This window comes from Bradyrhizobium sp. Leaf396 (assembly GCF_001424605.1).
Classification (GTDB): Bacteria; Pseudomonadota; Alphaproteobacteria; order Rhizobiales; family Xanthobacteraceae; genus Bradyrhizobium; species Bradyrhizobium japonicum_C.
Genome location: NZ_LMQJ01000056.1, coordinates 302,294 through 326,194, shown reverse-complemented (window position 1 = coordinate 326,194; position 23,901 = coordinate 302,294). Strand labels below are relative to the sequence as shown.

Here is a 23,901-nt window from a genome sequence, read left to right as displayed (position 1 = left end):
GGTTTGATTGCCCAGCTTGGATCGATCGCGAAAGGGAGATGAGAGTAGCGCGATTTCGCGCCAGCGCAATCAGGCCGGCTCGGTGTTGCGGGAGCGATCAGACAATGCGGTGGAGAGGACGTTACCAAGAGCGCTCTGCTTGTCGCGGCGGCGTTGCACCGAGGAGGGTATGCGCATGGCTTCGCGGTACTTCGCGACCGTGCGGCGGGCAATATCAATGCCCGAGGCGCGCAAGCGTTCCACGATGGTGTCATCCGACAAGATCGCCGAGGGCTCCTCGGAATCGATCAGCTGCTTGATATGGTGACGCACGGCTTCGGCCGAATGCGCCTCGCCGCCATCGGCCGAGGCGATCGAGGCCGTGAAGAAATATTTCAGCTCGAACGTGCCGCGGTTGGTCGCCATGTACTTGTTGGCGGTCACGCGCGACACCGTGGATTCATGCATCTGGATGGCGTCGGCGACGGCCTTCAGATTGAGCGGCCGCAAGTGAGCCACGCCATGGGTGAAGAAGCCGTCCTGCTGCCGCACGATCTCGGTTGCGACTTTCAGGATGGTGCGGGCGCGTTGGTCGAGCGCGCGCACGAGCCAGGTCGCGTTCTGGAGCGCGTCGGTGAAATAGGACTTGTCGCCATCCTTGCCGATCTTCTTCGACAGCTCGGAATAGTAGGTCTGGTTGACCAGCACGCGCGGCAACGTGTCGCTGTTGAGCTCGACATGCCAGCCGCCGTCGGGGCCCGGACGGACATAGACGTCGGGCACCATGGTCTGCAGGCGCGCCGAGCCGAACTTCATGCCGGGCTTGGGATTGAGACGGCGGATTTCGCCGATCATGTCGGCGATGTCCTCGTCGTCGACGCCGCACAGCTTGCGCAAGGACGCAATGTCGCGCTTGGCGAGGAGATCGAGATGCTCGACGAGAGCCTGCATCGCCGGGTCGTAGCGGTCGAGCTCGCGGAGCTGGATCGCCAGGCATTCACTCAAAGAACGCGCGCAGACGCCGGGCGGATCGAATTTCTGCAGCACCGCGAGGACGGCTTCGACGTCCTGTTGCGACGCGCCGAGCCGCTCGGCGGCCTGGCCGAGATCGGGCGGCAGGTAGCCGGCCTCGTCGACGAGGTCGATCAGGTATTGGCCGATCATGCGCTGGGCGGGTGCGGCGAAGGCGACCGACAGCTGCTCGGCGAGATGGTCCGACAAGGTTGTCTCGGCCGCGACAAAGGCTTCGAGATTGTAATCTTCGTCACCAGAGGCGCCGCCACCCCATTCGGTATAGGTGGTCGGCGCGGCGTCCTGGGCGGTGCGGGCCGCAGCCTCGGCAGGCTCCTCGGAGAAGACGTTGTCCAGACCGGTATCCAGGGTCTGCTCGATCTCGGCGCGGGTGCCGAGATCCTTGCTCATCCATTCTTCCTGGCCGGGCTCGAAACCGTCGCCGCTGCCGCCGAATCCGTCCTCGCCCGGACCGTCGCCGTGGCCATCCCCCTGGCCACCCTCGGAATCGCCGTAACTTCCGACCTCGGCCGGGGACTCGCCCGCCGGGCCCTCGTCACTGGCCCGTTCCAGCAGCGGATTGCGCTCAAGCTCCTCTTCCACAAAGGTCGTGAGATCGAGATTGGACAATTGCAGCAGCTTGATCGCCTGCATCAGCTGCGGCGTCATGACCAGCGACTGCGACTGCCGGAACTCTAATCTCTGCGTGAGGGCCATGAAGCAAGAACCGTTCCCTAAATTGGTCCGATTTTTGCTTATCCTAGTCTGAGCCCGATGTACACGTCTTGACGAAACGCAAAAACGGGCTAGAGGCGGAATTCCTCGCCAAGGTAAAGACGGCGAACGTCCGGATCCGCGACGATCTCATCCGGGGTTCCCTCGGTCAAGATTTCCCCGGCATAGACGATATAGGCGCGATCGGTGAGACCGAGCGTCTCGCGGACGTTGTGGTCGGTGATGAGCACGCCGATGCCGCGATTGGTGAGGTGGCGGACCAGATCCTGGATGTCGCCGACCGCGATCGGGTCGATGCCGGCGAAGGGCTCGTCGAGCAGCATGTAGTTCGGCCGCGTCGCCAGCGCGCGTGCGATCTCGACGCGGCGCCGCTCGCCGCCCGACAGCGCGATCGAAGGCGATTTGCGCAGGCGGGTGATGTTGAACTCGTCGAGCAGCGAATCGAGCTGCTGCTCGCGCTTCTTGCGCGAGGGCTCCACCACTTCGAGCACGGCGCGGATGTTCTGCTCGACGGTGAGGCCGCGGAAGATCGAGGCTTCCTGCGGCAGATACCCGATTCCGAGCCGCGCACGCTGATACATCGGCAGCTTGGTGACGTCGTGGCCGTCGAGCTCGATCGCGCCGTGGTCGGCCTTGATCAGCCCGGTGATCATGTAGAACACGGTGGTCTTGCCGGCGCCGTTCGGCCCGAGCAGGCCGACCGCTTCGCCGCGCCGCACATAAATACTGACGCCGCGCACGACCTGACGGCTGCCGAAGGACTTTTTCACGCCATGCACGGCCAGGAAGCCCGGCCGCTTCAGCAGCTGAGGACCGCCGCCATTGGACGCGGCGGCGCTTCTCAGGGGGTGAACAGCCTGCGGGCGCGGCGGCTCGACCTGATAGTCACCCTGGAACGGATCGGGCGCGCGCATCGGCTGGTCCCGGGCGATCGGCGGTGCGTCGCGGACAGGACTGGGCACGAGGCCACCGACGCTGTCACCGAGCGCGGTGATGTCCTGGCGCGCAAATCCTGGCCGGCCGCGCTTGGCGGGGCGCCGACGGAACATGCTGAAGAGATCGACCATCCCCGCCTTCTAGCGTTGCGCGTGCTCTTTGCGCGACTTTTGCGCGATCTGCCGCGCCAGCCTGACCAATCCGCTGACGCAACTGGGTGAAGGGATGTCTCATGCCCAGTGAAACACGCCCGAAAAGCGGCGGCCCCGCTTCGAAAGCCCTGCGCGCTAGATACAGTCTCGCCAGCCAAGCTTCAACCTTGGATCGGGCGCACCCGAAGCAAGTGGTTGGACTTACTTTTGTTTACTTGCACCGGGCAATTGCAGAGGCGGCGCCGCGCCGGGTTTGGCACTCTGCCCCGCTGGGCCGCAATCGCTGCCGCCGCCCTGCGGCAGCAGCGCCTGAACCCGGCCGCTGTCGGATTCCACACGCGAGACGCCGGTCGTCATGTCGACCATCAGGCGGTCACCGCGCAGCACGTTCTTGCATTGCGTCAAGACCACGCCACCGAGCATGGTGATGAGGTTGGTCCTGGTGTCGAACACGGCGGTCTCGCCCGTCACCACCTGATCCTTCTGGGTGACCACGACATTGCCGCGTGCCTCCAGCCGCTTGATCGAGGAGCTGCCTCCGGGTCCCGGCGTCGCCGATTGCATCGGAGCCGATTTCGCGCCCTTCGCCGCGGGCTGCGGCGCGGCCGGCTTTTCGCCACCGCCGGAATCGTAGAACACCACGAGCGTCTTCGAGGTCATCGTGGTGTCGCCCTGCACCACCTTCACATTGCCGGCGAAGGTCGCCTCCTTCTTCTTGTCGCGCATCTCGAGCGAGGCCGCCTCGATCTGGATCGGCTGATCGCGGTTCTGCGAAAAGCCCTGCATCGCATTGGGCACGCCCTGCATCGTGCTCTGCGCGACGGCCGCACCGGTGACGAGCAGCGCGAGGCCGGCGGCGAGCGCGGCTGCGCCAGAGATGCCGCACCGCTTGCCGGCGCCACGCGAAAGAATCCTGGTCATCAAAATCATCTTGAACTGGCGGCCTTGTTCTGAGGCGTACGTGGCTTTGCCGGCGGGGCAGGGTCTGCAGGCGCAGGCTGTGCGGCGGCAGGATCATCCAGCTTTTCCAGATGCATCACCACATTGCCCTCGAAGCGGATGAGTTCGCCGCCTTCGGTGATGCGCAGCCTGTCTGCGGTCAGTGTGCCGTTGGTGAGCTTGACGTCGACACGCTCGTCCGAGGAGACCGTGCCCTTGCCCATGTCGACAAAGGCGGAGTTCAGCCGCGCCTCATAGCCGGCCGAGGTGCGCAGGAAGATGTCCTTGCGCAGCTCGAGCTGCTGCTGCTTGTTGTCGAAGCGGCCGGTGCGGGCATCGAGCAACAGGGTGGATTGGTCCTCCATCAGCACCTTTGCGCGCACATCGGAGAGATCGACATGATCCGGGTCGGTGATGTCCTGGGTCGCGGTCTTGGCCCAGAGCTCGTAGGGCCGCTGGTCCGGCGTGAAGCCGGCCAGATGCGGCGATTCCATCGTGATCTTGGTGCCCGAGACCACCAGGTTCCCGGAATCGAGCGGCAGCTTCGGCATCAGCATGCGGAACGGGTTGAAGATCGACACGCCGACAATGACCGCCATGGACAGCAGCACCGCCCCCGGCACGGCCACGCGCAGGATCCGCACCAGGCGGCTGTGGCGCGCCGCGCTGGCAAACTTCGCCGCGAGCGCGGCGTCGTAGGTCGGATTCTGGGCCGAATTCACCTGGGCTCCTGAGTCAACCTGGGCTCCTGAGATATGCCTCGCCTTGTCCGGTTGAAGGACGTTCCACTCTATCCCGGGCCGGCCAAATATGCAGCCGGCGACAGGCGGTTACGAAAGTGTCCGAAACGGGGCGGCAAGCTCGGGCCAACTGCCGCGCAGGGCCTTCAGGAATGCGCGAAGATGTCCTCTTCCGACCAGCCCTGGAGGTCGAGCAATGCCCGGGTCGGCAGGAAGTCGAAACAGGCCTGGGCGAGCTTGCTACGGCCTTCCCGGACCAGCATGGTGTCGAGCCGCTCGCGCAAGCCATGCAGATGCAGCACGTCGGAGGCGGCATAGGCGAGCTGCGGCTCGGTCAGGTTGTCGGAACCCCAGTCGCTGGACTGCTGCTGCTTGGAAAGGTCGATGTTGAGGACCTCGCGCACGAGATCCTTGAGACCATGGCGGTCGGTATAGGTGCGGGTCAGGCGGGAGGCGATCTTGGTGCAATAGATCGGCCCGGTCATGACGCCGAAGGTCTGGTAAAGCACCGCGACGTCGAACCGCGCGAAGTGGAAGATCTTGGTCACCGCCGGATCGGCGAGCAGCGCCTTCAGGTTCGGCGCGTCGGTGTGCCCCTTGGGGATCTGCACCACGTCGGCGCTGCCGTCGCCGGGCGAGAGCTGCACCACGCAGAGCCGGTCGCGATGCGGGTTCAGCCCCATGGTCTCGGTGTCGATCGCCACCGCTCCGGTGTAGCGGGACAGGTCGGGCAAGTCGCCGCGGTGCAGGCGTACGGTCATGGCGTGTCAAAACCTCGGATCGATTCGGTGCGCGATATCATAGGCTAATCGGATGGACCGCGATGTAGCCAGTGGCGGCAGGTGACGCAAGCGGCGGCCGTGACTTACGGGCGGTCAGATCGCGGCGAGCATGATGCAGATCATCGCCGCAACCGCGATGCGGCTGGGCCCATCCCGGAACGCGTACAGGATCGGATCGTCCGGCATCTCGCGGCGATGCGCCATCATCAGGGCGCGGCCGAACCAGTACAGCAGCAGCGGGGTGAGCAGCCACAGCATCCAGGGACGGCTGTAGAGCGGCGTCACCGCAGACGAGGAGACATAGAGTGAGAACACCGTCACCGCGTTCATCGCACTCGCCGCCGCCATCGCGGCGATGACGTGCAAATCGGTGATCCTGTAGTCTCGATTGGAGGGATCGGCGAGCCCTGCGCTCTCGCGCATGCTGAGTTCGCTGAAGCGCTTGATCAGCGCCAGCGAGGTGAACACGAACAGCGAGAAGATCAGGAGCCATTCCGACAGCACCACGCCGACACCGACGGCGCCGGCGACGATGCGGAGCGTGTAGAGAGCGGCGAGGGTGACGATGTCGACCAGCATCTTGCGCTTGAGCACGAGCGAATAGGCGATCGTGGTGGCGAGATAGGCGCCGAGCACAGCGAGGAAGAGGGGCGAGATGCAGAGGCTAGCTCCGACCGCAAGCAACCACAACACGGGGATCGCCGCCAGCGCCGACGAGATCGGCAATTCGCCGGCGGCGAGCGCGCGATGGCGCTTGGTCGGATGCTGCCGGTCCGCGGCGAGATCGAGCAGATCGTTCATCAGATAGGCGCCCGACGCGCAGGCCGAGAACGCCAGAAAAGCGAGCAGCGCGTAGCCGAGCGTCTGGAAGTTCAGCTGATGCGCGGTGATGACCGGCACGAATACCAGCGTGTTCTTGGCGTATTGGTAGACGCGCAGCGCCTTCGCCCAGGTCTTGAGGCCGGGCCTCGGGGTGCCGCGACGTTCGATCCGCTCGATCGCGGCGCGGTCGAACGGCAGGCCGCCCGCAGCGAGCTCGGCCGGCGTGACGATGCCGTCAAAGCCGAGATGCGTCGCGATGCCGGCGGCATGACCGGCAAAGCGATCCGCGACGAGATAGATCTTCTCACCCCGCGCCCGCGCCGCCAGCGCCCGGTTCAGCACGTCGGAATCATAGGGCAGATGGGCATAGTCGATCTCGGCCCGCGCCAGGACATCCGTGAGCGCCGCCATGCCGGCGCGTCCGCCGGCGCCGAAGCGGGCCAGCATGCGTCCGGGACTGGACAACAGCGCCTCCATCAGCAGCTCGGAACGCAGCAGGGCGCCTTCGAGATCGATGACGAGCGTCCGGTCCGCCGCCGGGCTTGCTGCCGGCTCGGACACGCCAGGATCGTAGTGCCGGGCAGGCTGCTCCATCCGAAAACGCTCTGAATTACCGCAACATGACCGGCATTCGGCCGGGGAGCAGGGAAATGGAAGGTCAGGACATTAGCGGAGCATTCGCTAAAGGCGGCTTAATCGGCGGACCAGGGCAGCGGTACGAACCTCGATCGGGCTGCAGGACTGTTGCAGGGATCCCACAACCTTCAGGGATCCCGTATTCCGGCACAATGTGCGCCGTGCGGCCCGTGGAAATCGTGCTTGCTCACCCCATCTGCCAGTTCCCCCTCCCCTTCGCCCTCAACCAGGTGCCAATGACCGAACAGACGCTCGCAGCGCCCGTCGACGATCCACAGCAACGCCAGCGCGGCTTCTCGCGCTACCAGATGCTGCTCATCGCGCTGCTCGCGTTCACGCAGTTCACGATCATTCTCGACTTCATCATCATGTCGCCGCTCGGCGCGATCCTGATGCCCGCACTCGACATCACGGCGGGGCAGTTCGGCGTCGCGGTATCGGCCTACGCGTTCAGTGCGGGACTCTCGGGCATTCTCGCCGCCGGCTTTGCCGATCGCTTCGATCGCAAGCGCCTCTTGCTGTTCTTCTATGTCGGCTTCACGCTCGGAACGGCGCTATGCGCCGCCGCGCAGAACTATCACGTGCTACTGCTCGGCCGGATCGTGACCGGATTGTTCGGCGGCGTGATCGGCGCGGTCGTGCTGGCCATCATCACCGACCTGTTCCCGCTGCATCAGCGCGGCCGCGTGATGGGTTTCATCCAGACGGCGTTTGCCGCGAGCCAGGTGCTCGGCATTCCCGCCGGGCTGTTTCTCGCCAATTACTGGAACTGGCATGTCTGCTTCGTTGCGATCGTCGCGCTGTCGATCGCGGCAATCGCCATCATCGCCTTCGCCATGGAGCCGGTCGACGCGCATCTGAAGCTGAAGCAGGACAGAAACCCGTTCCACCATCTGGTCGCGACCATCGGTCAGCCGCGCTATACGCTCGCCTTCCTCGTCACGACGCTGCTGGCGACGGGCGGTTACATGCTGATGCCGTTCTCCAGCGCCTATACCGTGCACAATCTCGGCATCGACATCGCGCATCTGCCGACGATCTATCTCGTCTCCGGGCTGTTCAGCATCGTCACGGGACCGCTGGTCGGCCGCGCCAGCGACGCCTTCGGCAAGTATCCGACCTTCGTGTTCGGATGCGCGATGACCGTGGTCATGGTGCTGATCTACACAAACCTCGGCCACGTCTCGCTCGCGACTGCGATTCTAGTCAACGTCCTGATGTTCGTCGGCATCTTCTCGCGCATGATCCCGTCGCAGGCGGTGATGTCCGCGATCCCCGATGCGAGCCAGCGCGGCTCGTTCAGCGCGGCGAGCGCCTCGCTCCAGCAGCTCTCCGGGGGTATCGGCGCGGTGCTCGCCGGCGCAATCATCGCGCAAGCGCCCGATGGCGCGCTGATCCATTTCGACCGGATCGGCTACGTCGTCGTCGCGACGACGATCATCACGCTGGTGGCGATGTATTTCGTGCAGAAGGCCGTGGCGGAGCAGACGGGGAAACTGGTGGTGTAAGGGCACCATGCAGCAGCAGCAGCCCGGCTCGTCGATCAGCCGCCACCGAACTTGGATGGATCGTCATAAGCTGGAGGGTCGTCGTGGTCGGTCCGCAGACCGCCGGGAACGGAGTCGTCGCGATAGATGCGCACACCATTCGGAGTGACGTAGACTGGCACCACGGCCTGGCCCGGCCGAACGACGACATGTTGCGACTTGTGATGCCCTCGTGCGGCGGCCTTCGCGGAAACGCACGGACCGATGAGGAGGCAAAGGCCCAAGACGCTCGATCCCAAGACACTCGATCCCAAGACGCACCATCCAGAGACGCCGCGCATTGCACCTACTCCGATGAATCAGCCGAGCTCCCAACCGGCAGCACGGGTTGCATCAGCTAACGATGGCTGTATCTCCATTGCAAAGAGGGCACCGCCGTCGGCCTAAGGCCCGATACCATCGCAACACTCTGAAAGGGCTTATCTATCTGGATCTGCTTGCGATCCAGGAAAGCATGGTGCCCAGGAAAGGACTCGAACCTTCACGGCCGTTAAGCCACTGGCACCTGAAGCCAGCGCGTCTACCAATTCCACCACCTGGGCATGCCGTTTGGGGCACGGAGGCGGTTACTACGGTTCGGTGACGCCGTTGTCAATTCATGCTTGAGGCCCGGTTCGGGATGCCGATTGCGCATCGCAAACCGGCCCGATACAAGCCTGACAAGACGCACTCTTTCGGCAGGACGGGACCCCTCATGGCATCGAATCTGGACACGCTCGTCACGGTTTTCGGCGGATCGGGGTTTTTGGGCCGCAGCGTCGTCCGCGCCCTGTGCAAGAGGGATTACCGGGTCCGGGTGGCGGTCCGGCGGCCGGAACTCGCCGGGCATCTCCAGCCGCTCGGCCGCGTCGGGCAGATCCACAGCGTACAGGCGAATCTGCGCTATCCGGCCTCGGTCCAGGCCGCGCTGCGTGATTCGCATGTCGCGATCAATCTCGTCGGCGTCCTCACCGAGGGCGGCGCGCAAACCTTCGACGCCGTCCAGGCCAGGGGTGCCGAGACCGTTGCCAAGGCGGCCGCCGCCGCTGGGGCACAGCTGGTGCATGTTTCAGCAATCGGCGCCGATGCCGAATCGCCCTCGCGCTACGCCAGGGCCAAGGCGGCCGGCGAGACCGCGGCCCTGGCCGCGGTGCCGTCGGCGACGATCTTCCGTCCCTCCGTGATATTCGGCCCCGAGGACCAGTTCACCAACCGCTTTGCCGCGCTTGCCCGGATGTCGCCGGTGCTGCCGCTGATCGGCGGCGAAACGAAGATGCAGCCGGTCTATGTCGGCGACGTCGCCACCGCGATTGCGGACGCCGTCGACGGCAAGACCAAGGCGGGCGGCACCTACGAGCTCGGCGGGCCGGAAGTGCTGACCATGCGCGAGATCATCCAGACCATCCTTGAGATCACCGATCGCGAGCGAATGCTGATCCCGCTGCCGTTCGGCCTCGCCCGGTTCAAGGCGGCCTTCCTGCAATTCGCGCCGGGCGCTTTCAAGCTGACGCCGGACCAGGTCACGCTGCTCGAGCGCGACAATGTCGTCTCGGAGGCGGCGAAGGCGGCCGGCCTGACGCTGGAAGGCCTCGGCATCACCCCGGATTCGCTGGAAGCAATCGCCCCGCAATATCTCTGGCGTTTCCGCGCAGCCGGTCAATTCCAGCGCAAGAGCGCGTAAAGCGTCATTGCTCTGGGCTGGGCAGAGAGCCTACCGTCAGCGCGGCAGCGGTCAGAACTTCAGCTTCTTGAACACCGCTTCCGGCAGCGTCTTGATGATCAGCATCACGAGGCGCCATTTGCCGCTGACATAGACGACGTCGGTCTTTCTCTCGACCGCCTGAAGAATTGCATCGCCCACCACGCTCGCCTCGACGGTGAGCGGGCCGATCAGCTTCATGCCTTCGGTCATCCTGGTGCGGACGAAGCCGGGCTTCACCGTGACCACGTGAACGCCGCCACGGCTGGAGCGGGCGCGCAGGCCGGACAGGAAGGCGGAGAAGCCGGCCTTGGCCGATCCATAGACATAGTTCGAGGCACGGCCGCGATCGCCCGCGACCGAGGACACGCCGACGAGCGTACCGCTCCCGCGTGCCAAGAACTTCTCCGCGAACAGGCCGAGGATCAGCGACGGCCCCTCGTAGTTGGAGCGCATGATCGCGGTGGCGTGGGCGAGATCGCTCTCGGCATTCTGCTGCACGCCGAGCAGGCCGACGATGGAAATCACGACGTCGGGCAGCGCCGAAAGGGACCCGGCAAAGGCGTCGAATGAAGCCGTGTCGAGCACGTCGAACCTGGCGAGACCGACGTCGATATCGTAGCGCGCGCGCAGATCGGCGGCATCCGGATCGAGCGCGGCGACGTCGCGGCCGGCGAGCACCACATCGTATCCCGCCTTGGCAAAGGCGCGCGCGGCGGCGCGGCCGATGTCGGAGGAGCCACCGAGCACCAATACAGTCTTGCGTGACGTCATGGCCTAGACCTCATCGAAGAGACGTTGCGACAATTTCGAGCGGATATTGCCAGCGGGATCGAGCGATTTGCGAATGGCGTTGAAGCGCGACAGAGCGGGATAGCCCGCCGCGAACGTCGCACGCGACTGGCGCGCATCCTTGGCGAGGTAGAGACGTCCGCCGGCGGCGACGACGAGACGATCGATCTCGTCGAGAAAATTCAGGATGTCGCCCCTCAACGGGAAATCCAGCGCCAGCGTATAGCCGGGCAGCGGAAACGACAGGATGCCGTCGCCCTGGCCGAGCCTCTTCAGCACCGCCAGGAACGAGGCATCGCCGCGTCGCGCGACTCGATCGAGGAGGTCGCCGAGCACATCGCGCGCACCGGTTTCGGGAACGACGCATTGATGCTGCAGGAAGCCGCGCTTGCCATAGATGCGATTCCAGTCCTTGAGACTGTCGAGCGGAAAGAAATAGGGATAGAGCGAAACCACGCGGCCGCCGCCGGCGCGCCGCGCGCCCATGCGGTAGTACAGCTCGTTGAAGGCGCGGATGCTGAAGCGGTTCAGCGTCATCGAGGGCAGGTCGACGGGCACACCAAGGCCGGGATCTTTGTCGACGGGAAACGCGGCGGCGCCGGCAGGGAGTTCGTCCCTTGCCGCCTGCTCGCCGAGATAGATCAGCGAGCGGCCGAGATCACGCCCACGCGCGGCGCAATCAATCCACGCCACCGAATAGGTCGCAGAATCGCTCATCTCGAGCGCGCGCATCGCGGCGTCGAGATCGGATGCCGAAATCACGCGCTCCCAGATCCACCCCGTTTCGACCTGCCGCAGCCGCAACGTCGCTTCGAGGATGATTCCGGTCAGTCCCATGCCGCCGATGGTGGCGAAGAACGCATCGGAATTCTGCTCGCGCGAGGCTTCGATGGTCTCGCCCTGTCCCGTGCGCAGCAGGATGCTGTCGACATAGCGGCCGAAGCCGCCTTCGCAATGATGGTTCTTGCCGTGCACGTCGGCCGCGATGGCGCCGCCGATCGACACGAAACGCGTGCCGGGCACGACGAAGGGCAGGAAACCGCGCGGGCCGAAGGTGTCGATCAGGTCCGAGAGCAGCACGCCGGCCTCCAGGCGGATGCGCCCGCTCGCCGGATCGAACGACCTGACCCGGTCGAAGCCCGTCATCGTCACGGTCCTGAGGGCGCCGATCGCGGCATCGCCGTAGGCGCGGCCATTGCCGCGCGCGATGCTGCCGGCCGAGACGGCCTCGCCGACCGCTCCGAACGAACGCGGACGCAGCACTTCGCTATCGACGACCGGGAAACGGCCCCAGCCGCTGACGAGGGTCATGGCTCAGCTCCTGTGCCGGGCGCGCCGCCCGGCTTTGGAAACTGACTACCGATCAAAAGCTTATTTTGGGTTGAGGCGCAGGAGGAGCGTAGCCTGGATGGAGCGCCAGCTTGATCCGGGATCGCGCCCCAAGTGATACCGGCCCCGGGTTACGCTTCACTGCATCCGGACCACCGGCCCGAAATCTACCGTCCCAGCGCCAGCGCGATCAGGCCGAGCGTGCCGACGATGACGCGCCACCAGGCGAACACCACGAAGCCGTGGCGGGTGACATAGGTCAGGAACGTCTTCACCACGATGATGGCGGTGATGAACGACACCACGAAGCCGATCGCGACGATGTTGATGTGGTCCATCGTCATCTCGGCCCGGCTCTTGTAGAAGTCGTAGGCGAAGGCGCCGATCATGGTGGGGATGGCAAGGAAGAACGAGAACTCCGCCGCTGCGCGCTTGTCGGCCCCGAGCAGCATTGCCGCAACGATGCTGGCGCCGGAGCGCGACACGCCAGGGATCATCGCCACGCACTGCGCGATGCCGATATAGAGATACGTCAGCAGAGGAAACTTGGTGGCGTCATGCTCGCGCGGCTTGAGATCGAGCTTGTCGACCCAGAGCAGGACGGCGCCGCCGACGATCAGCGTGAAGCAGATGACCCACGGATTGAACAGCAGGCTCTTGATGTACTTGCCGGCGACAAGGCCGACGATCACGGCGGGCAGAAACGCCACCAGCACACCGATCACGAAGCGCCGCGCATAGGCGTCGCCGGTAAACAGACCGATCGCAACGTCCCACAGCTTCCTGAAATACAGACCGACGATCGCGAGAATCGCGCCGAGCTGGATCAGAACCGTAAACGAATCCCAGAACGCGCCCTCGCCGAGATGAAAGAAGCGCTCCGCCAGCAAGAGGTGACCGGTCGAAGATACGGGAAGGAACTCGGTCACACCCTCTATGATGCCGAGGATCACTGCCCGTATTGCGTCTGACATATTTACGGTCCATTTCGGCTGGAAAAGCGGGGCTCTTCTCGCCCATTCGTTCCCACGCTGCAATCGCAAAATGCGAAATCACGCCCTTGCTTCGCGGTTTTGAGGGACTAGTGTGGCGCCGCACAAACATTGATGGATTCTTAAGCACCATCAAATAGTCAAAGGCTTCATGTTTACGCTGTATCATCATCCGTTCTGTCCGCATTCGCGCTTCGTCCGCTTGATCGCGGGCGAATACGGGTTCGACCTGAAGCTGATCGAAGAGCGCAGCTGGGAACGGCGCGAGGCATTTCTGCTGCTCAATGCGGCCGGCACCACGCCCGTCGTGGTGGATGACGAGCAGCCGCCGATCCCGGGCGCGGCGATCATCGCCGAATATGTCGACGAGGCCTATGGCGCCGAGATGGGGCCAAAGCGCCTGATGCCGGAAACGCTTGCCGGGCGCGTCGAGGTGCGCCGGCTGATGGCCTGGTTCAATGAAAAGTTCTTCGAGGAGGTCTCGCACCCTCTCGTCACCGAGCGCATCTACAAGCGCTTCATGAGCGAGGAGAACGGCGGCGGCCCGCCTTCGGCCGACGTGATGCGCGCAGCAAAAGCCAATGTGCGCTATCATCTGGCCTATATCGGCTGGCTGGCACAGACCCGCAATTTCCTCGCCGGCGACCGGCTCACCTACGCGGATCTCGCCGCCGCGGCCCATCTTTCGGCGATCGACTATCTGGGCGACGTGCCATGGAGCGAGGACGACGCAGCAAAGGCGTGGTACGCGCGGGTGAAGTCCCGCCCGTCGTTCCGTCCGCTGCTGAGCGAATGGCTGGCGGGCGTGCCGGCGTCGCGGACCTACGTGGACCTGGATTTCTGAGCTCCGATCCGACTGAACTGAAGACCGCGCTTGCCCGCGAAGCGCGCGCGCTCGGCTTCGACTGCATCGGCGTCACCGCGCCGGGCACGATCGAGAGCGCCGGGAACTACTTCCTCGAATTCATCGCATCGGGCGGCCATGGCGACATGGACTGGCTCGCAGCCCAGCCCGAGCGCCGCGTCGATCCGCGCGGGCTGTGGAGCGACGTGCGCAGCGTGATCATGCTCGGCGTCAATTACGGCCCCGACCGGGATCCGCTGGCGGTTCTGAGGCAGCGCACGCGCGCTGCGATCTCGGTCTATGCGCAGGGCGACGACTATCACGACCTGATCAAGAAGCGGCTGAAGGCGCTGGCGCGCTGGCTGGTCGCGACCGCACCCAGCGAGGTGAAGGTATTCGTCGATACCGCCGCCGTGATGGAGAAGCCGCTCGCCCAGGCCGCGCATCTGGGCTGGCAGGGCAAGCACACCAATCTGGTCTCGCGCGAGTTCGGCTCGTGGCTTTTTCTCGGCGCGATCTACACCACGCTCGAGCTGCCGCGCGACGATGCGGAGATCGATCATTGCGGCTCCTGCCGGGCCTGCCTCGACATCTGCCCGACGGCGGCATTCCCCGCGCCATACAAGCTCGATGCGCGGCGCTGCATCTCTTACCTCACCATCGAGAACAAGGGGCCGATCCCGCGCGAATTCCGCAAAGCGATCGGCAATCGCATCTATGGTTGCGATGATTGTCTTGCCGCATGTCCCTGGAACAAGTTCGCACGGGAGGGGCGCGAGGCGAAGCTCGCGGCCCGCGACGAGTTGCGCGCGCCTGCGCTCGCCGAACTGGCACGGCTCGACGAGGGGGCGTTTCGCGCGCTGTTCACGAAATCACCGGTCAAGCGCATCGGCCGCGACCGGTTCTTGCGTAACGTGCTGATTGCGACCGGCAACTCGGGTGACGTGTCCCTGGCGGACGAGGCGCGACGATTGCTGGACGATGAGAATCCGCTGGTGCGCGGGGCTGCGGTGTGGGCGCTGCGGCAGCTGGTGGCGCGGGAGGAGTTCGAGGTGCTGAGGCTGCACGCTCTCGAACTCGAGCACGACGAGAGCGTTCGCGAGGAGTGGCAAGCAGAAAGCACTGCCGGCTCCTCGCCATGAGGATCGTGGACCTTGATTTCCCCATCCATTCCCGCAATCTCGCACGCATGACAAACATGCCTTTCTTCACCCGCGACGGCGACACATTCCATCCGACGGAAGTCGCCAATGGTCCCTGGGATCCGACATCGCTGCACGGGCGCGTCATCATCGGGCTGCTCGGCTTCGTCATCGAAGAGCGCCATTCCGGTCCTGAATTCGTGCCGGCGCGGCTCACCGTCGACATGTTTCGGCTGCCGACCATCGATAAGCCGATCGAAGTGACGACGCGCCTGGTCCGCGACGGACTGCGAATACGCGTGGTGGAAGCGGAATTCTTTTCCGGCGGGGTCGGCATGGCGCGCGCCTCGTGCCAGTTGCTGCGCAAGACACAAAATCCCGAAGGCAATGTCTGGTCGCCGCCGAACTGGGACGCGCCGAAGCCGGCCGAGATTCCCAAGCCAACCGATCCCAGGCTCGGCATGAACGGCAAATGGGCAACGCGCCCCATCATCGGCCATATGGGCTCGCTCGGACCGCGCCGGCTCTGGATGAGCGAGGTGCGCGAGCTCGTTGCGGGCGTGCCGATGACCCCGTTCGTCCATGTCGCGACCGGCGCCGATTTCGCCAGCCCGTTTGCGAATGCGGGCGACAAGGGGCTCGGCTACATCAACAGCGACGTCACGATCTATCTGCACCGCCTGCCGGTCACTGAATGGATCGGCTTCGAGGTCGTGAACCACCACGCCACCGATGGCGTCGCGATCGGCGAATGCTGGCTCTATGACGAACAGGGCCCGATCGGCACGGCCACGGTCGCCGCGCTGGCGCAGCGCAAGCCGATGGCAAATCCGTCGAAGCGATAACTCACCGTCGTCATTCCGGGGCACGCGTAGCGTGAGCCCCGGAATGACGAGTGGAGAGACCCTAACCCAGATGCCGCTGCATCTCGGGGCGCGCCTTCAGTTCGGCGCCTTGCTTGGCCACGATCTTCGCAATCCGTTCCGGTGCGAATTTCAAGTCGACGAACGCCGGCGCGGTGTTGGCGACCTCGTGATAGCTCGCAATCTTTCCGTCGCGCAGCGTCATGATCGCCACGCCCTCGAACATCGCGCGCGCGCCGTTCGCCTCCGGCAGGGTTGACTTGTAGCTGAACGTGTAGCGCGCATAGAGCGTGGTGCCGTCGGTGACGGGGTGGTGCATGTCCCAGCGGAAGTCGGTCGCCGTGCGGTAGAACCAGTCGTCGATCATCGCGGCGATCTTCTCGCGGCCTTCGAAGGCGCCGTAGAAGACGTCGTGATAGACGCCGTCCTCGGTGAAGAGTTCGGCAAAGGCGCGGCCGTTGCGCTGCTCGACCGCATCGCAGAAGGCGCGCAGCAGGGCGGTGGTGGTCATTAGCTTGCCTCCCAGTGCTTCTTTTTGTGTTTTTGTGCCCTCTCCCCTTTTGGGAGAGGGCAGCTCCGCTCGTCGAAACACATTCGCTCGGGAGGTTTATCTCACCCGATCTCCGCCACCGCCGCAAGGATGCGCGCGATATCCTGCGGGCGGGAGAGGCGGTGATCGCCGTCCTGGATCATGGTCAGTACGACGTCGTCAGCGGGCAGACGGTGCGTCAATGCGAAAGCGTGCTGCCAGGGCACGTCCGGATCCCTTGCGCCTTGCAGGATGCGGACAGGGCAACCGAGATCGATGGCGCTGCCGAGCACGAGGTGGTTGCGGCCCTCCTCGATCAGGTTCCGCGTGATCGGATAGGGCGAGCCGTCGTCGTATTCCGACGGCCGCAGCCAGACGCCCTTGGTCTCGATCTCCTTCTTCACCGCCGGCGGAAAAGTCTTCCACATCAGTTCCTCGGTGAAGTCGGGCGCAGGCGCGATCAGCACGAGCCCGGCCAGCGACGCCTTGGCAGGACGTTTCTTGATTTCGCGCGCGAGCAGCAGCGCCATCCAGCCGCCCATGGAGGAGCCGATCAGGACCTGCGGGCCCTCGCAGAAGCGCTCGAACACCGCAACGCTATCTTCGAGCCAGCGTCCAATGGTTCCATCGACGAAGTCGCCGCCGGATTCGCCGTGGCCCGAATAGTCGAACCGGACCATGGCGCGGCCGTGATCCCTGGCCCAGGCATCCAGCGCCAAGGCCTTGCTACCCTGCATGTCCGACTTGAAGCCGCCGAGCCAGAACAGTCCGGGCCCCTGTCCACGCCGACTGCGCACGGCGATCCTGCGTGTGCACGGGCCCTCGCCCACATCGATGAAGTCGAGCACGGCATCTGGAATTATATCCGTCATGGAACGTTTACTCTGGCTATGCGGTTTGAACTGAACCGGGCGTGCCGCCACGACGCAGCCCGATGCCGACATTGGCCGTTTGGGACGCTTGCGGAACAGAAGCAAGGTGTCTATGTCGTCAGCGTGCCCAGGCGTGGCCAAAATGCCTCGCATTTGAGGGTTTTTCGCGCCTCGCACGAGCGACTTGCTTGCCGGCAAACGCATCTTCCTTCAAGATAGCCGCTTCCTTCACAACTTTGGAGAACCACCCATTCGCCGTCCTAATAAAGCTCCGCCCGCTGCCAGCAAAGACGGGCCGCGCATCAATGATGATATCCGCAATGCGCAGATCCAGCTGATCGACCAGACCGGTGAGAACAAGGGCACGGTCGAGACCGTCCTCGCCATCCGGATGGCTCAGGAAGTCGGCATGGATCTGGTCGAGATTTCGCCGAATGCCAGCCCTCCCGTCTGCAAGATCATGGACTACGGGAAGTACAAGTATTCCGCTCAAAAGAAAGCCGCGGAAGCCCGCAAGCGGCAGAAGACCGTCGAGATCAAGGAGATCAAGCTCCGCCCGATGATCGACGACCACGATTACGACGTGAAGATGCGCGCGATGCAGCGATTCTTCGAAGAGGGCGACAAGGTCAAGATCACGTTGCGCTATCGCGGCCGCGAAATGGCGCATCAGGAGATCGGCACCAAGCTGCTGGACAAGATCAAGACCGACGTCGCCGAGCTCGCCAAGGTCGAGCAGGACGCGCGGTTTGAAGGCCGCCAGGTCGTCATGGTGCTCGCGCCGCGCTGACGCCGGTGTGTTGGGACTGAGAGTTCAACGGCCCGTCCGGATCTCCGGCGGGCCGTTTTGTTGTTCACCTCTCCCGCTCCCGAGAGAGGTCGCGCCCAAGGCGTGGGGGAAGGTTCTTACCCCTCCGGGCTCTCGCTTGCGAGACACCCTCTGCCCAGCCATCCTCGCAAGCGGAGGAGGGAGCGCACCAGCTTCCTGGCGACTACGTGCGCGTTGCCTGCCAGATGCCACTGCACTGGTCGCCGGAAATGACGCCTTTCCACGATCCCGTGCCGTTCATGCCACCGAGGCGGCCGCCGCCGCTGGCATGGGAGGCGCCGACCGAGACCTGGACGGCGACGGCGCCGGAACGATTGACCCTGCCCGAGACGCGGCCGCCGCCGGCGGACGAGACGCGGCTGCCGGTTACCGTGAAGGGGACGCTGTAGCCCGAGCTGCAATTTCCCCGCGTGGTGGCGAAGGTGACGTTCCAGATGCCGTCATAGCCGCGGACACGGGCATCGGCGGTCGACGGCAGCGCGGCCGCGGCAAGCACGGCGAGCAGCGCCAGGCGACGCGGGCGGCCAAGGGTCGGCAAAGAGGAGATCGATTGCGGGAAATGGGCCATTTTGGTCCTGCTCCGGGTGCGACTGGGGGCATGAGGTGGCGACAGCCGATAGTCTCCGGGCCTGTTCCGCGGGTTCATCGTTGCCATTTCGCCGATCCTCTGTCATAAGCCCAGCCTTCATCGCCCGGCTGATTAAGGGCTGCCGTGGCGGTGTCTCGTGCGGGGTTTCGCGCTCGTTCGCAAAACCTAAGCACAATCAACGCTCTAACGAGCATTTTTGACGGTCCAGCCGCCTTCGCGGGCGGATCCCTGTGGCCATTAGGAGAGCCAAATGCCCAAGCTGAAGACCAAATCGGGCGCTAAAAAGCGCTTCAAGGTGACTGCCACCGGCAAAGTGATGCACGCCCAGCGCGGCAAGCGTCACGGCATGATCAAGCGGACGAAGAAGCAGATCCGTCAGCTCCGCGGCACCCGCGTGCTGTTCAAGACCGACGGCGACAACGTCAAGAAGTACTTCTTGCCGAACGCCTGATCGCGTCCACGATCACTGCCACTCTGCCGCGCATCCCGCGGCAATCCGATAACCAAAGTCATCTCTGAAGGATTTCGTCATGTCTCGCGTCAAACGCGGTGTGACCGCCCACGCCAAGCACAAGAAAGTCTACAAGGCCGCCAAGGGTTTCTACGGCCGCCGCAAGAACACCATCCGCGCCGCCAAGCCGGCCGTCGAGAAGGCGATGCAATATGCCTTCCGTGACCGCAAGCGCAAGAAGCGGACGTTCCGCGCGCTCTGGATCCAGCGCATCAACGCGGCAGTCCGTCCGTTCGGCCTGACCTACAGCCGATTTATCGACGGCATGGCCAAGTCCGGGATCACCGTGGACCGCAAGGTGCTGTCGGATCTCGCGGTTCGCGAGCCCGCCGCGTTCCAGGCGATCGCCGAGAAGGCCAAGGCCGCGTTGGCGGCGTAAGCCGTCCTCCACTGTGCTCTGCGCAGCATTCGGCTTGTGATGGCCCGGGCAGAGGTGCATCTCGCGCCTTAAAGCCCCGGCCGTCATTTCTTGCGCAAACACACTTCTCCGACGTGGATGCCCGGCGAATCTAACGCGAAGACGCGCTTCGCGCTTTTGGGCCGGGCGTGACGGGCTAGGATCATCGGCTCAGCATCCTGGCCAAAAGGGATTGCCATGACCGATCTTGTCCAACTTCAAGCCCAGATCATCGCCGACATCGCCGCGGCCGCCGACGAGGCGGCGTTGGAAGCCGTGCGCGTCGCAGCCCTCGGCAAGAAGGGTTCGATCTCCGCACTGCTCGCCACGCTCGGCAAGATGTCGCCGGACGAGCGCAAGACGCAGGGCGCCGCGATCAACCAGGCCAAGGACGAGGTCACCACGGCGCTCGCCGCACGCCGCGACGTGCTGAAGTCGGCCGCGCTCGACGCGCGGCTCGCCGCCGAGACTGTCGACGTCACCCTGCCCCTGCGTGATGCGCCGGCCGAGGCCGGCCGTATCCATCCTCTGAGCCAGGTCTGGGACGAGCTGACCACGATCTTCGCGGACATGGGATTCTCTGTCGCCGAAGGCCCGGATATCGAGACCGACGACTACAATTTCACCAAGCTGAATTTCCCGGAAGGCCATCCGGCGCGCGAGATGCACGACACGTTCTTCTTCCATCCGAAGGAGGACGGCTCGCGCATGCTGCTGCGAACCCACACCTCGCCGGTGCAGGTGCGCACCATGCTCAGCCAGAAGCCGCCGATCCGCGTGATCTGCCCGGGCCGCACCTACCGCATCGATTCGGACGCGACCCACACGCCGCAATTCCACCAGGTCGAAGGCCTCGTCATCGACAAGAGCTCGCATCTCGGCCACCTCAAATGGATCCTGCACGAGTTCTGCAAGGCGTTCTTCGAGGTCGACCACATCAACATGCGCTTCCGGCCGTCGTTCTTCCCGTTCACCGAGCCGTCGCTGGAAGTCGACATCCAGTGCCGCCGCGACAAGGGCGAGATCCGCTTCGGCGAGGGCGAGGACTGGCTCGAGATTCTAGGCTGCGGCATGGTGCATCCGAACGTGCTGCGCGCCTGCGGCATCGATCCGGACGAGTACCAGGGCTTTGCCTGGGGCATGGGCATCGACCGCATCGCCATGCTGAAATACGGCATCGCCGACCTGCGCCAGCTGTTCGACAGCGACGTCCGCTGGCTGGGCCACTATGGCTTCAGGCCGCTCGAAGTGCCGACGCTTGCCGGAGGGCTGAGCTCGTGAGGGCGGTGATCCAATGTGAGATTGCGCAGACTCTCTCCGTTCCCTCCCCCCTTGTGGGGGAGGGTCAGGGAGGGGGGTAGCCGCGGATGCCGCACGCAGTTGTGAGCGAGCGTCAACGCAGCAAGGCGAAGCAGCTTCGCCGAGCGATGTCGCACGATGAAACACTGCTGTGGCGCTACCTGAAAGCCAATCGCATGGATGGTGTCGGCATCCGGCGGCAAACGCCGATCGGAAACTACATCGCTGACTTTGTGTGCTTCTCCTCTAAGCTCATCATTGAGCTCGACGGAGAATCCCACGATTTCGAGGAGCGTCAGAAGAAGGATGAGCGTCGCGACGCCTTCTTCGCCGCCGAGGGTTTTCAGGTTCTGCGCTTCACCAACGATCAGGTGATGACGAACCTCGAGGGAGTTGTTGAGGCAATCCGCCAGGCAGCTTCCGCCGGCGCCCGCGGCTCACCCCCCTCCCTTACCCTCCCCCACAAGGGGGGAGAGTACACTGACATCGACCAAGATCAATTCTTAGACACAGACAAGAGCCAAGGCGCACAGCCATGAAATTCACCCTCTCCTGGCTGAAAGACCATCTCGACACCGACGAGCCCCTGGAAAAGCTCGCCGACAAGCTCACCATGATCGGTCTCGAGGTGGAGAACATCGAGGACAAGGCGAAGGCACTGAAGCCTTTCACCATTGCGAGAGTGATCTCGGCCGAACAGCATCCGAATGCGGATCGCCTGCGGATCTGCATGGTCGACACCGGCGACGGCGGCGCGCCGGTGCAGGTGGTGTGCGGTGCGCCGAATGCGCGCGCAGGCCTCGTCAGCGTGTTCTCGCCGCCCGGCACCTACATTCCCGGCAAGGATATCACGCTCGGTGTCGGCACCATCCGCGGCGTCGAGAGCCGCGGCATGCTGTGCTCGGCGGCCGAATTGCAGATCTCCAATGACCATGACGGCATCATGGAATTGCCGGCGGATGCACCGATCGGGGCCGGCTATGCCGAATGGGCGGCGCTCGGCGATCCCGTGGTCGAGATCAACCTGACGCCGAACCGGCAGGACTGCACCGGCGTGCACGGCATCGCGCGCGACCTCGCCGCCGCCGACATGGGCAAGTTCAAGGACCCCACGATCAAGCCGATCAAGGGCGAATTCCCCTGCCCGGTGAAGGTGACGGTCGAGGATGCCACCTTGTGTCCCGGCTTCGCGCTGCGCCTCGTGCGCGGCGTCAAGAACGGACCGTCGCCGGAATGGCTGCAGAAGCGGCTGACCGCGATCGGGCTGCGCCCGATCAACGCGCTGGTCGACATCACCAACTTCATGACCTTCGACCGCGCGCGGCCGCTGCATGTGTTCGACGCCAAGAAGGTGAAGGGCAATCTCGTCGTGCGCCGGGCCCGCGAGGGCGAGAGCCTGCTCGCGCTTGACGGCCGCACCTACAATCTCGATCCCTCGATCTGCGTGATTGCCGACGAGCATGGCGTCGAGTCGCTCGCCGGCATCATGGGCGGCGAGGCCTCGGGCTGCGACGAAGACACCACCGACGTGCTGATCGAATCGGCGCTGTGGAACGAGATCAACATCGCGCAGACCGGCCGCAAGCTCGGCATCAATTCCGACGCGCGCTACCGTTTCGAGCGGGGCGTCGATCCGGCCTTCATGGTGCCGGGGATCGAGCTCGCGACCAAGCTGGTGATGGAGATGTGCGGCGGCGCGCCGTCCGAGACCGTCGTGGTCGGCAAGGCCTTTGGCGACGATCGCCTGATCGAATTCCCGATCACCGAGGTCAAGCGCCTGTCGGGCATCGAGGTGCCGCAGGCCGAGATGAAGCGCATCCTGACCCATCTCGGTTTCATGATGGCGGGCCCCGGCCCGGTGGTGAAGGTCGCGGTTCCGTCCTGGCGTTCCGACGTGCACGGCAAGGCCGACATCGTCGAGGAGATCGTCCGCATCTTCGGCGTCGACAAGGTGCCGATGACGCCGTTCGAGCGCGGCGATGACGCACGCAAGCCGGTGCTGACCCCGCTCCAGCTTCGCACCCGCCGCGCGCGGCGCGCGCTCGCGAGCCGCGGCATGGTCGAGGCGGTGACGTGGTCGTTCATCGCCAAGCCCGCCGCCGAGCTGTTCGGCGGCGGCCAGCGCGCGCTCGAAGTGGCCAACCCGATCGCCTCGGATCTCTCCGACATGCGTCCGACCCTGCTCGCCGGCCTGATCGCGGCGGCACAGGCCAATGCCGATCGCGGTTTTGGCGATGTCGCCCTGTTCGAGGTCGGCCAGCTGTTCAAGGGCGATCGCCCGCAGGACCAGTTCATGGCGGCGAGCGGCGTCCGCCGCGGCCTTGCGTCGTCCGAAGGTCTGGGACGGCATTGGTCGGGTTCGGCGCAGGCTGACGTGTTCGATGCCAAGGCCGACGCGCTGGCGGTGCTGGCCGCCAGCGGTGCGCCGACGCAGGCGCTTCAGATCGTGGCCGGCGGTCCTGGCTGGCTGCACCCGGGCCGCTCCGGCACGATCCAGATCGGACCGCAGAACGTGCTGGGCTATTTCGGCGAGATGCATCCGCGCGCGCTGGAGACGCTGGGTGCCGACGGGCCGCTGATGGTGTTCGAGGTGATCCTCGACCGCATTCCAGAGGCGAAGAAGAAGCCGACCCGCGCCAAGCCCTTGATCGAGCTGTCGGCATTCCAGCCTGTATCACGCGACTTTGCCTTCATCGTCGACCGCAGCGTGAAGGCGGGCGACATCGTGCGCGCGGCGCAGGGCATCGACAAGAAGCTGATCACCGGCGTGAATGTCTTCGACGTCTACGAGGGCAAGGGCATCGATGAGGGCAAGAAGTCGATTGCGATCGCGGTCACGCTGCAGCCGCGTGAGAAAACCCTCACCGACCAGGAGATCGAGGCCGTCGGCGCCAAGATCGTGGCCGAGGTCACGAAGAAGACGGGCGGCACTCTGAGAGCATGACACCGGAAGGCG

Annotated in this window: 23 protein-coding genes and 1 tRNA gene; 11 read left to right on the top strand and 13 right to left on the bottom strand. The window is 64.7% G+C overall.

Features of this window, described 5'->3' with window-relative positions:
• Positions 1–69: 69 nt before the first annotated feature.
• From rpoN to ASG57_RS31155, 6 genes are all read right to left on the bottom strand, one after another.
• Complete coding sequence (gene rpoN, locus ASG57_RS31180; protein WP_024338614.1) at positions 70–1,707, bottom strand: RNA polymerase factor sigma-54; 1,638 nt, start codon at positions 1,705–1,707, stop codon at positions 70–72.
• A gap of 89 nt (positions 1,708–1,796) precedes the next feature.
• The gene (lptB, locus tag ASG57_RS31175) at positions 1,797–2,792 is read right to left on the bottom strand and encodes an LPS export ABC transporter ATP-binding protein (protein ID WP_024338615.1); all 996 of its coding nucleotides are present in this window, start codon (positions 2,790–2,792) and stop codon (positions 1,797–1,799) included.
• Between the two features lie 222 nt (positions 2,793–3,014).
• Positions 3,015–3,743, bottom strand: a complete 729-nt coding sequence (locus ASG57_RS31170) for an LptA/OstA family protein (RefSeq protein WP_156402868.1) — start codon at positions 3,741–3,743, stop codon at positions 3,015–3,017.
• On the bottom strand, positions 3,740–4,474 hold the full coding sequence (gene lptC / locus ASG57_RS31165; RefSeq protein ID WP_024338617.1) for an LPS export ABC transporter periplasmic protein LptC: 735 nt from the start codon (positions 4,472–4,474) through the stop codon (positions 3,740–3,742). Before lptC ends, ASG57_RS31170 begins: the two co-directional genes overlap by 4 nt.
• A gap of 164 nt (positions 4,475–4,638) precedes the next feature.
• The gene (locus ASG57_RS31160; RefSeq protein WP_024338618.1) at positions 4,639–5,253 is read right to left on the bottom strand and encodes a ribonuclease D; all 615 of its coding nucleotides are present in this window, start codon (positions 5,251–5,253) and stop codon (positions 4,639–4,641) included.
• A 114-nt stretch (positions 5,254–5,367) separates the two neighbouring features.
• Positions 5,368–6,690, bottom strand: a complete 1,323-nt coding sequence (locus tag ASG57_RS31155; RefSeq protein ID WP_057198809.1) for a UbiA family prenyltransferase — start codon at positions 6,688–6,690, stop codon at positions 5,368–5,370.
• A gap of 278 nt (positions 6,691–6,968) precedes the next feature.
• Between ASG57_RS31155 and ASG57_RS31150 the strand changes: the two genes are divergently transcribed.
• Positions 6,969–8,240, top strand: a complete 1,272-nt coding sequence (locus ASG57_RS31150; RefSeq protein ID WP_057198830.1) for an MFS transporter — start codon at positions 6,969–6,971, stop codon at positions 8,238–8,240.
• Between the two features lie 494 nt (positions 8,241–8,734).
• Here ASG57_RS31150 and ASG57_RS31140 read toward each other — a convergent pair.
• A tRNA-Leu gene (locus ASG57_RS31140) sits at positions 8,735–8,821 on the bottom strand.
• Between the two features lie 152 nt (positions 8,822–8,973).
• On the opposite strand from ASG57_RS31140, the gene ASG57_RS31135 reads away from it, so the two are divergent.
• Positions 8,974–9,939 carry a complex I NDUFA9 subunit family protein gene (locus ASG57_RS31135; RefSeq protein WP_057198829.1) on the top strand — a complete coding sequence of 322 codons (966 nt, stop codon included), beginning with the start codon at positions 8,974–8,976 and terminating at the stop codon, positions 9,937–9,939.
• A 51-nt stretch (positions 9,940–9,990) separates the two neighbouring features.
• Here the strand turns inward: ASG57_RS31135 and ASG57_RS31130 are convergent, their stop codons facing one another.
• The 3 genes from ASG57_RS31130 to ASG57_RS31120 form a co-directional block, all read right to left on the bottom strand.
• Positions 9,991–10,731, bottom strand: a complete 741-nt coding sequence (locus ASG57_RS31130) for an SDR family oxidoreductase (protein WP_057198808.1) — start codon at positions 10,729–10,731, stop codon at positions 9,991–9,993.
• A gap of 3 nt (positions 10,732–10,734) precedes the next feature.
• Positions 10,735–12,060, bottom strand: coding sequence for an FAD-binding oxidoreductase (locus tag ASG57_RS31125; protein WP_057198807.1), 1,326 nt, complete (start codon positions 12,058–12,060; stop codon positions 10,735–10,737).
• Positions 12,061–12,245: 185 nt separating this feature from the next.
• Complete coding sequence (locus ASG57_RS31120; protein WP_024338625.1) at positions 12,246–13,052, bottom strand: undecaprenyl-diphosphate phosphatase; 807 nt, start codon at positions 13,050–13,052, stop codon at positions 12,246–12,248.
• 169 nt (positions 13,053–13,221) lie between these two features.
• On the opposite strand from ASG57_RS31120, the gene ASG57_RS31115 reads away from it, so the two are divergent.
• From ASG57_RS31115 to ASG57_RS31105, 3 genes are read left to right on the top strand one after another with little or no spacing between them, the layout of a single operon-like run.
• Positions 13,222–13,914 (top strand): glutathione S-transferase family protein, encoded by a 693-nt coding sequence (locus ASG57_RS31115; protein WP_024338626.1) that lies wholly within the window; start codon positions 13,222–13,224, stop codon positions 13,912–13,914.
• Positions 13,863–15,056, top strand: a complete 1,194-nt coding sequence (gene queG, locus ASG57_RS31110; protein WP_057198806.1) for a tRNA epoxyqueuosine(34) reductase QueG — start codon at positions 13,863–13,865, stop codon at positions 15,054–15,056. Before ASG57_RS31115 ends, queG begins: the two co-directional genes overlap by 52 nt.
• Positions 15,057–15,103: 47 nt before the next feature.
• On the top strand, positions 15,104–15,901 hold the full coding sequence (locus ASG57_RS31105) for an acyl-CoA thioesterase domain-containing protein (protein ID WP_024338628.1): 798 nt from the start codon (positions 15,104–15,106) through the stop codon (positions 15,899–15,901).
• A gap of 61 nt (positions 15,902–15,962) precedes the next feature.
• Here ASG57_RS31105 and ASG57_RS31100 read toward each other — a convergent pair whose 3' ends face one another.
• Together ASG57_RS31100 and ASG57_RS31095 are read right to left on the bottom strand one after the other, a co-directional pair.
• On the bottom strand, positions 15,963–16,430 hold the full coding sequence (locus ASG57_RS31100) for a nuclear transport factor 2 family protein (RefSeq protein WP_024338629.1): 468 nt from the start codon (positions 16,428–16,430) through the stop codon (positions 15,963–15,965).
• Between the two features lie 101 nt (positions 16,431–16,531).
• Complete coding sequence (locus ASG57_RS31095) at positions 16,532–17,320, bottom strand: alpha/beta hydrolase (protein WP_024338630.1); 789 nt, start codon at positions 17,318–17,320, stop codon at positions 16,532–16,534.
• Between the two features lie 250 nt (positions 17,321–17,570).
• On the opposite strand from ASG57_RS31095, the gene infC reads away from it, so the two are divergent.
• Positions 17,571–18,110 (top strand): translation initiation factor IF-3, encoded by a 540-nt coding sequence (infC, locus tag ASG57_RS31090; protein ID WP_080654865.1) that lies wholly within the window; start codon positions 17,571–17,573, stop codon positions 18,108–18,110.
• A 202-nt stretch (positions 18,111–18,312) separates the two neighbouring features.
• On the opposite strand, the gene ASG57_RS31085 is transcribed toward infC, so the two are convergent.
• On the bottom strand, positions 18,313–18,717 hold the full coding sequence (locus tag ASG57_RS31085; RefSeq protein WP_057198805.1) for a hypothetical protein: 405 nt from the start codon (positions 18,715–18,717) through the stop codon (positions 18,313–18,315).
• Between the two features lie 271 nt (positions 18,718–18,988).
• Between ASG57_RS31085 and rpmI the strand changes: the two genes are divergently transcribed.
• The 5 genes from rpmI (at position 18,989) to pheT (ending at position 23,889) form a co-directional block, all read left to right on the top strand.
• The gene (rpmI, locus tag ASG57_RS31080; protein WP_008539890.1) at positions 18,989–19,189 is read left to right on the top strand and encodes a 50S ribosomal protein L35; all 201 of its coding nucleotides are present in this window, start codon (positions 18,989–18,991) and stop codon (positions 19,187–19,189) included.
• 79 nt (positions 19,190–19,268) lie between these two features.
• Positions 19,269–19,628: a 50S ribosomal protein L20 gene (gene rplT / locus ASG57_RS31075; RefSeq protein WP_024338633.1), complete on the top strand. Its 360-nt coding sequence runs from the start codon at positions 19,269–19,271 to the stop codon at positions 19,626–19,628.
• 216 nt (positions 19,629–19,844) lie between these two features.
• A complete protein-coding gene (gene pheS, locus ASG57_RS31070; protein WP_024338634.1) occupies positions 19,845–20,927 on the top strand; it encodes a phenylalanine--tRNA ligase subunit alpha in 1,083 nt (360 codons plus the stop codon).
• Between the two features lie 86 nt (positions 20,928–21,013).
• Positions 21,014–21,484 (top strand): endonuclease domain-containing protein, encoded by a 471-nt coding sequence (locus ASG57_RS31065; protein WP_057198804.1) that lies wholly within the window; start codon positions 21,014–21,016, stop codon positions 21,482–21,484.
• Complete coding sequence (pheT, locus tag ASG57_RS31060; RefSeq protein WP_057198803.1) at positions 21,481–23,889, top strand: phenylalanine--tRNA ligase subunit beta; 2,409 nt, start codon at positions 21,481–21,483, stop codon at positions 23,887–23,889. Before ASG57_RS31065 ends, pheT begins: the two co-directional genes overlap by 4 nt.
• Positions 23,890–23,901: the final 12 nt, after the last annotated feature.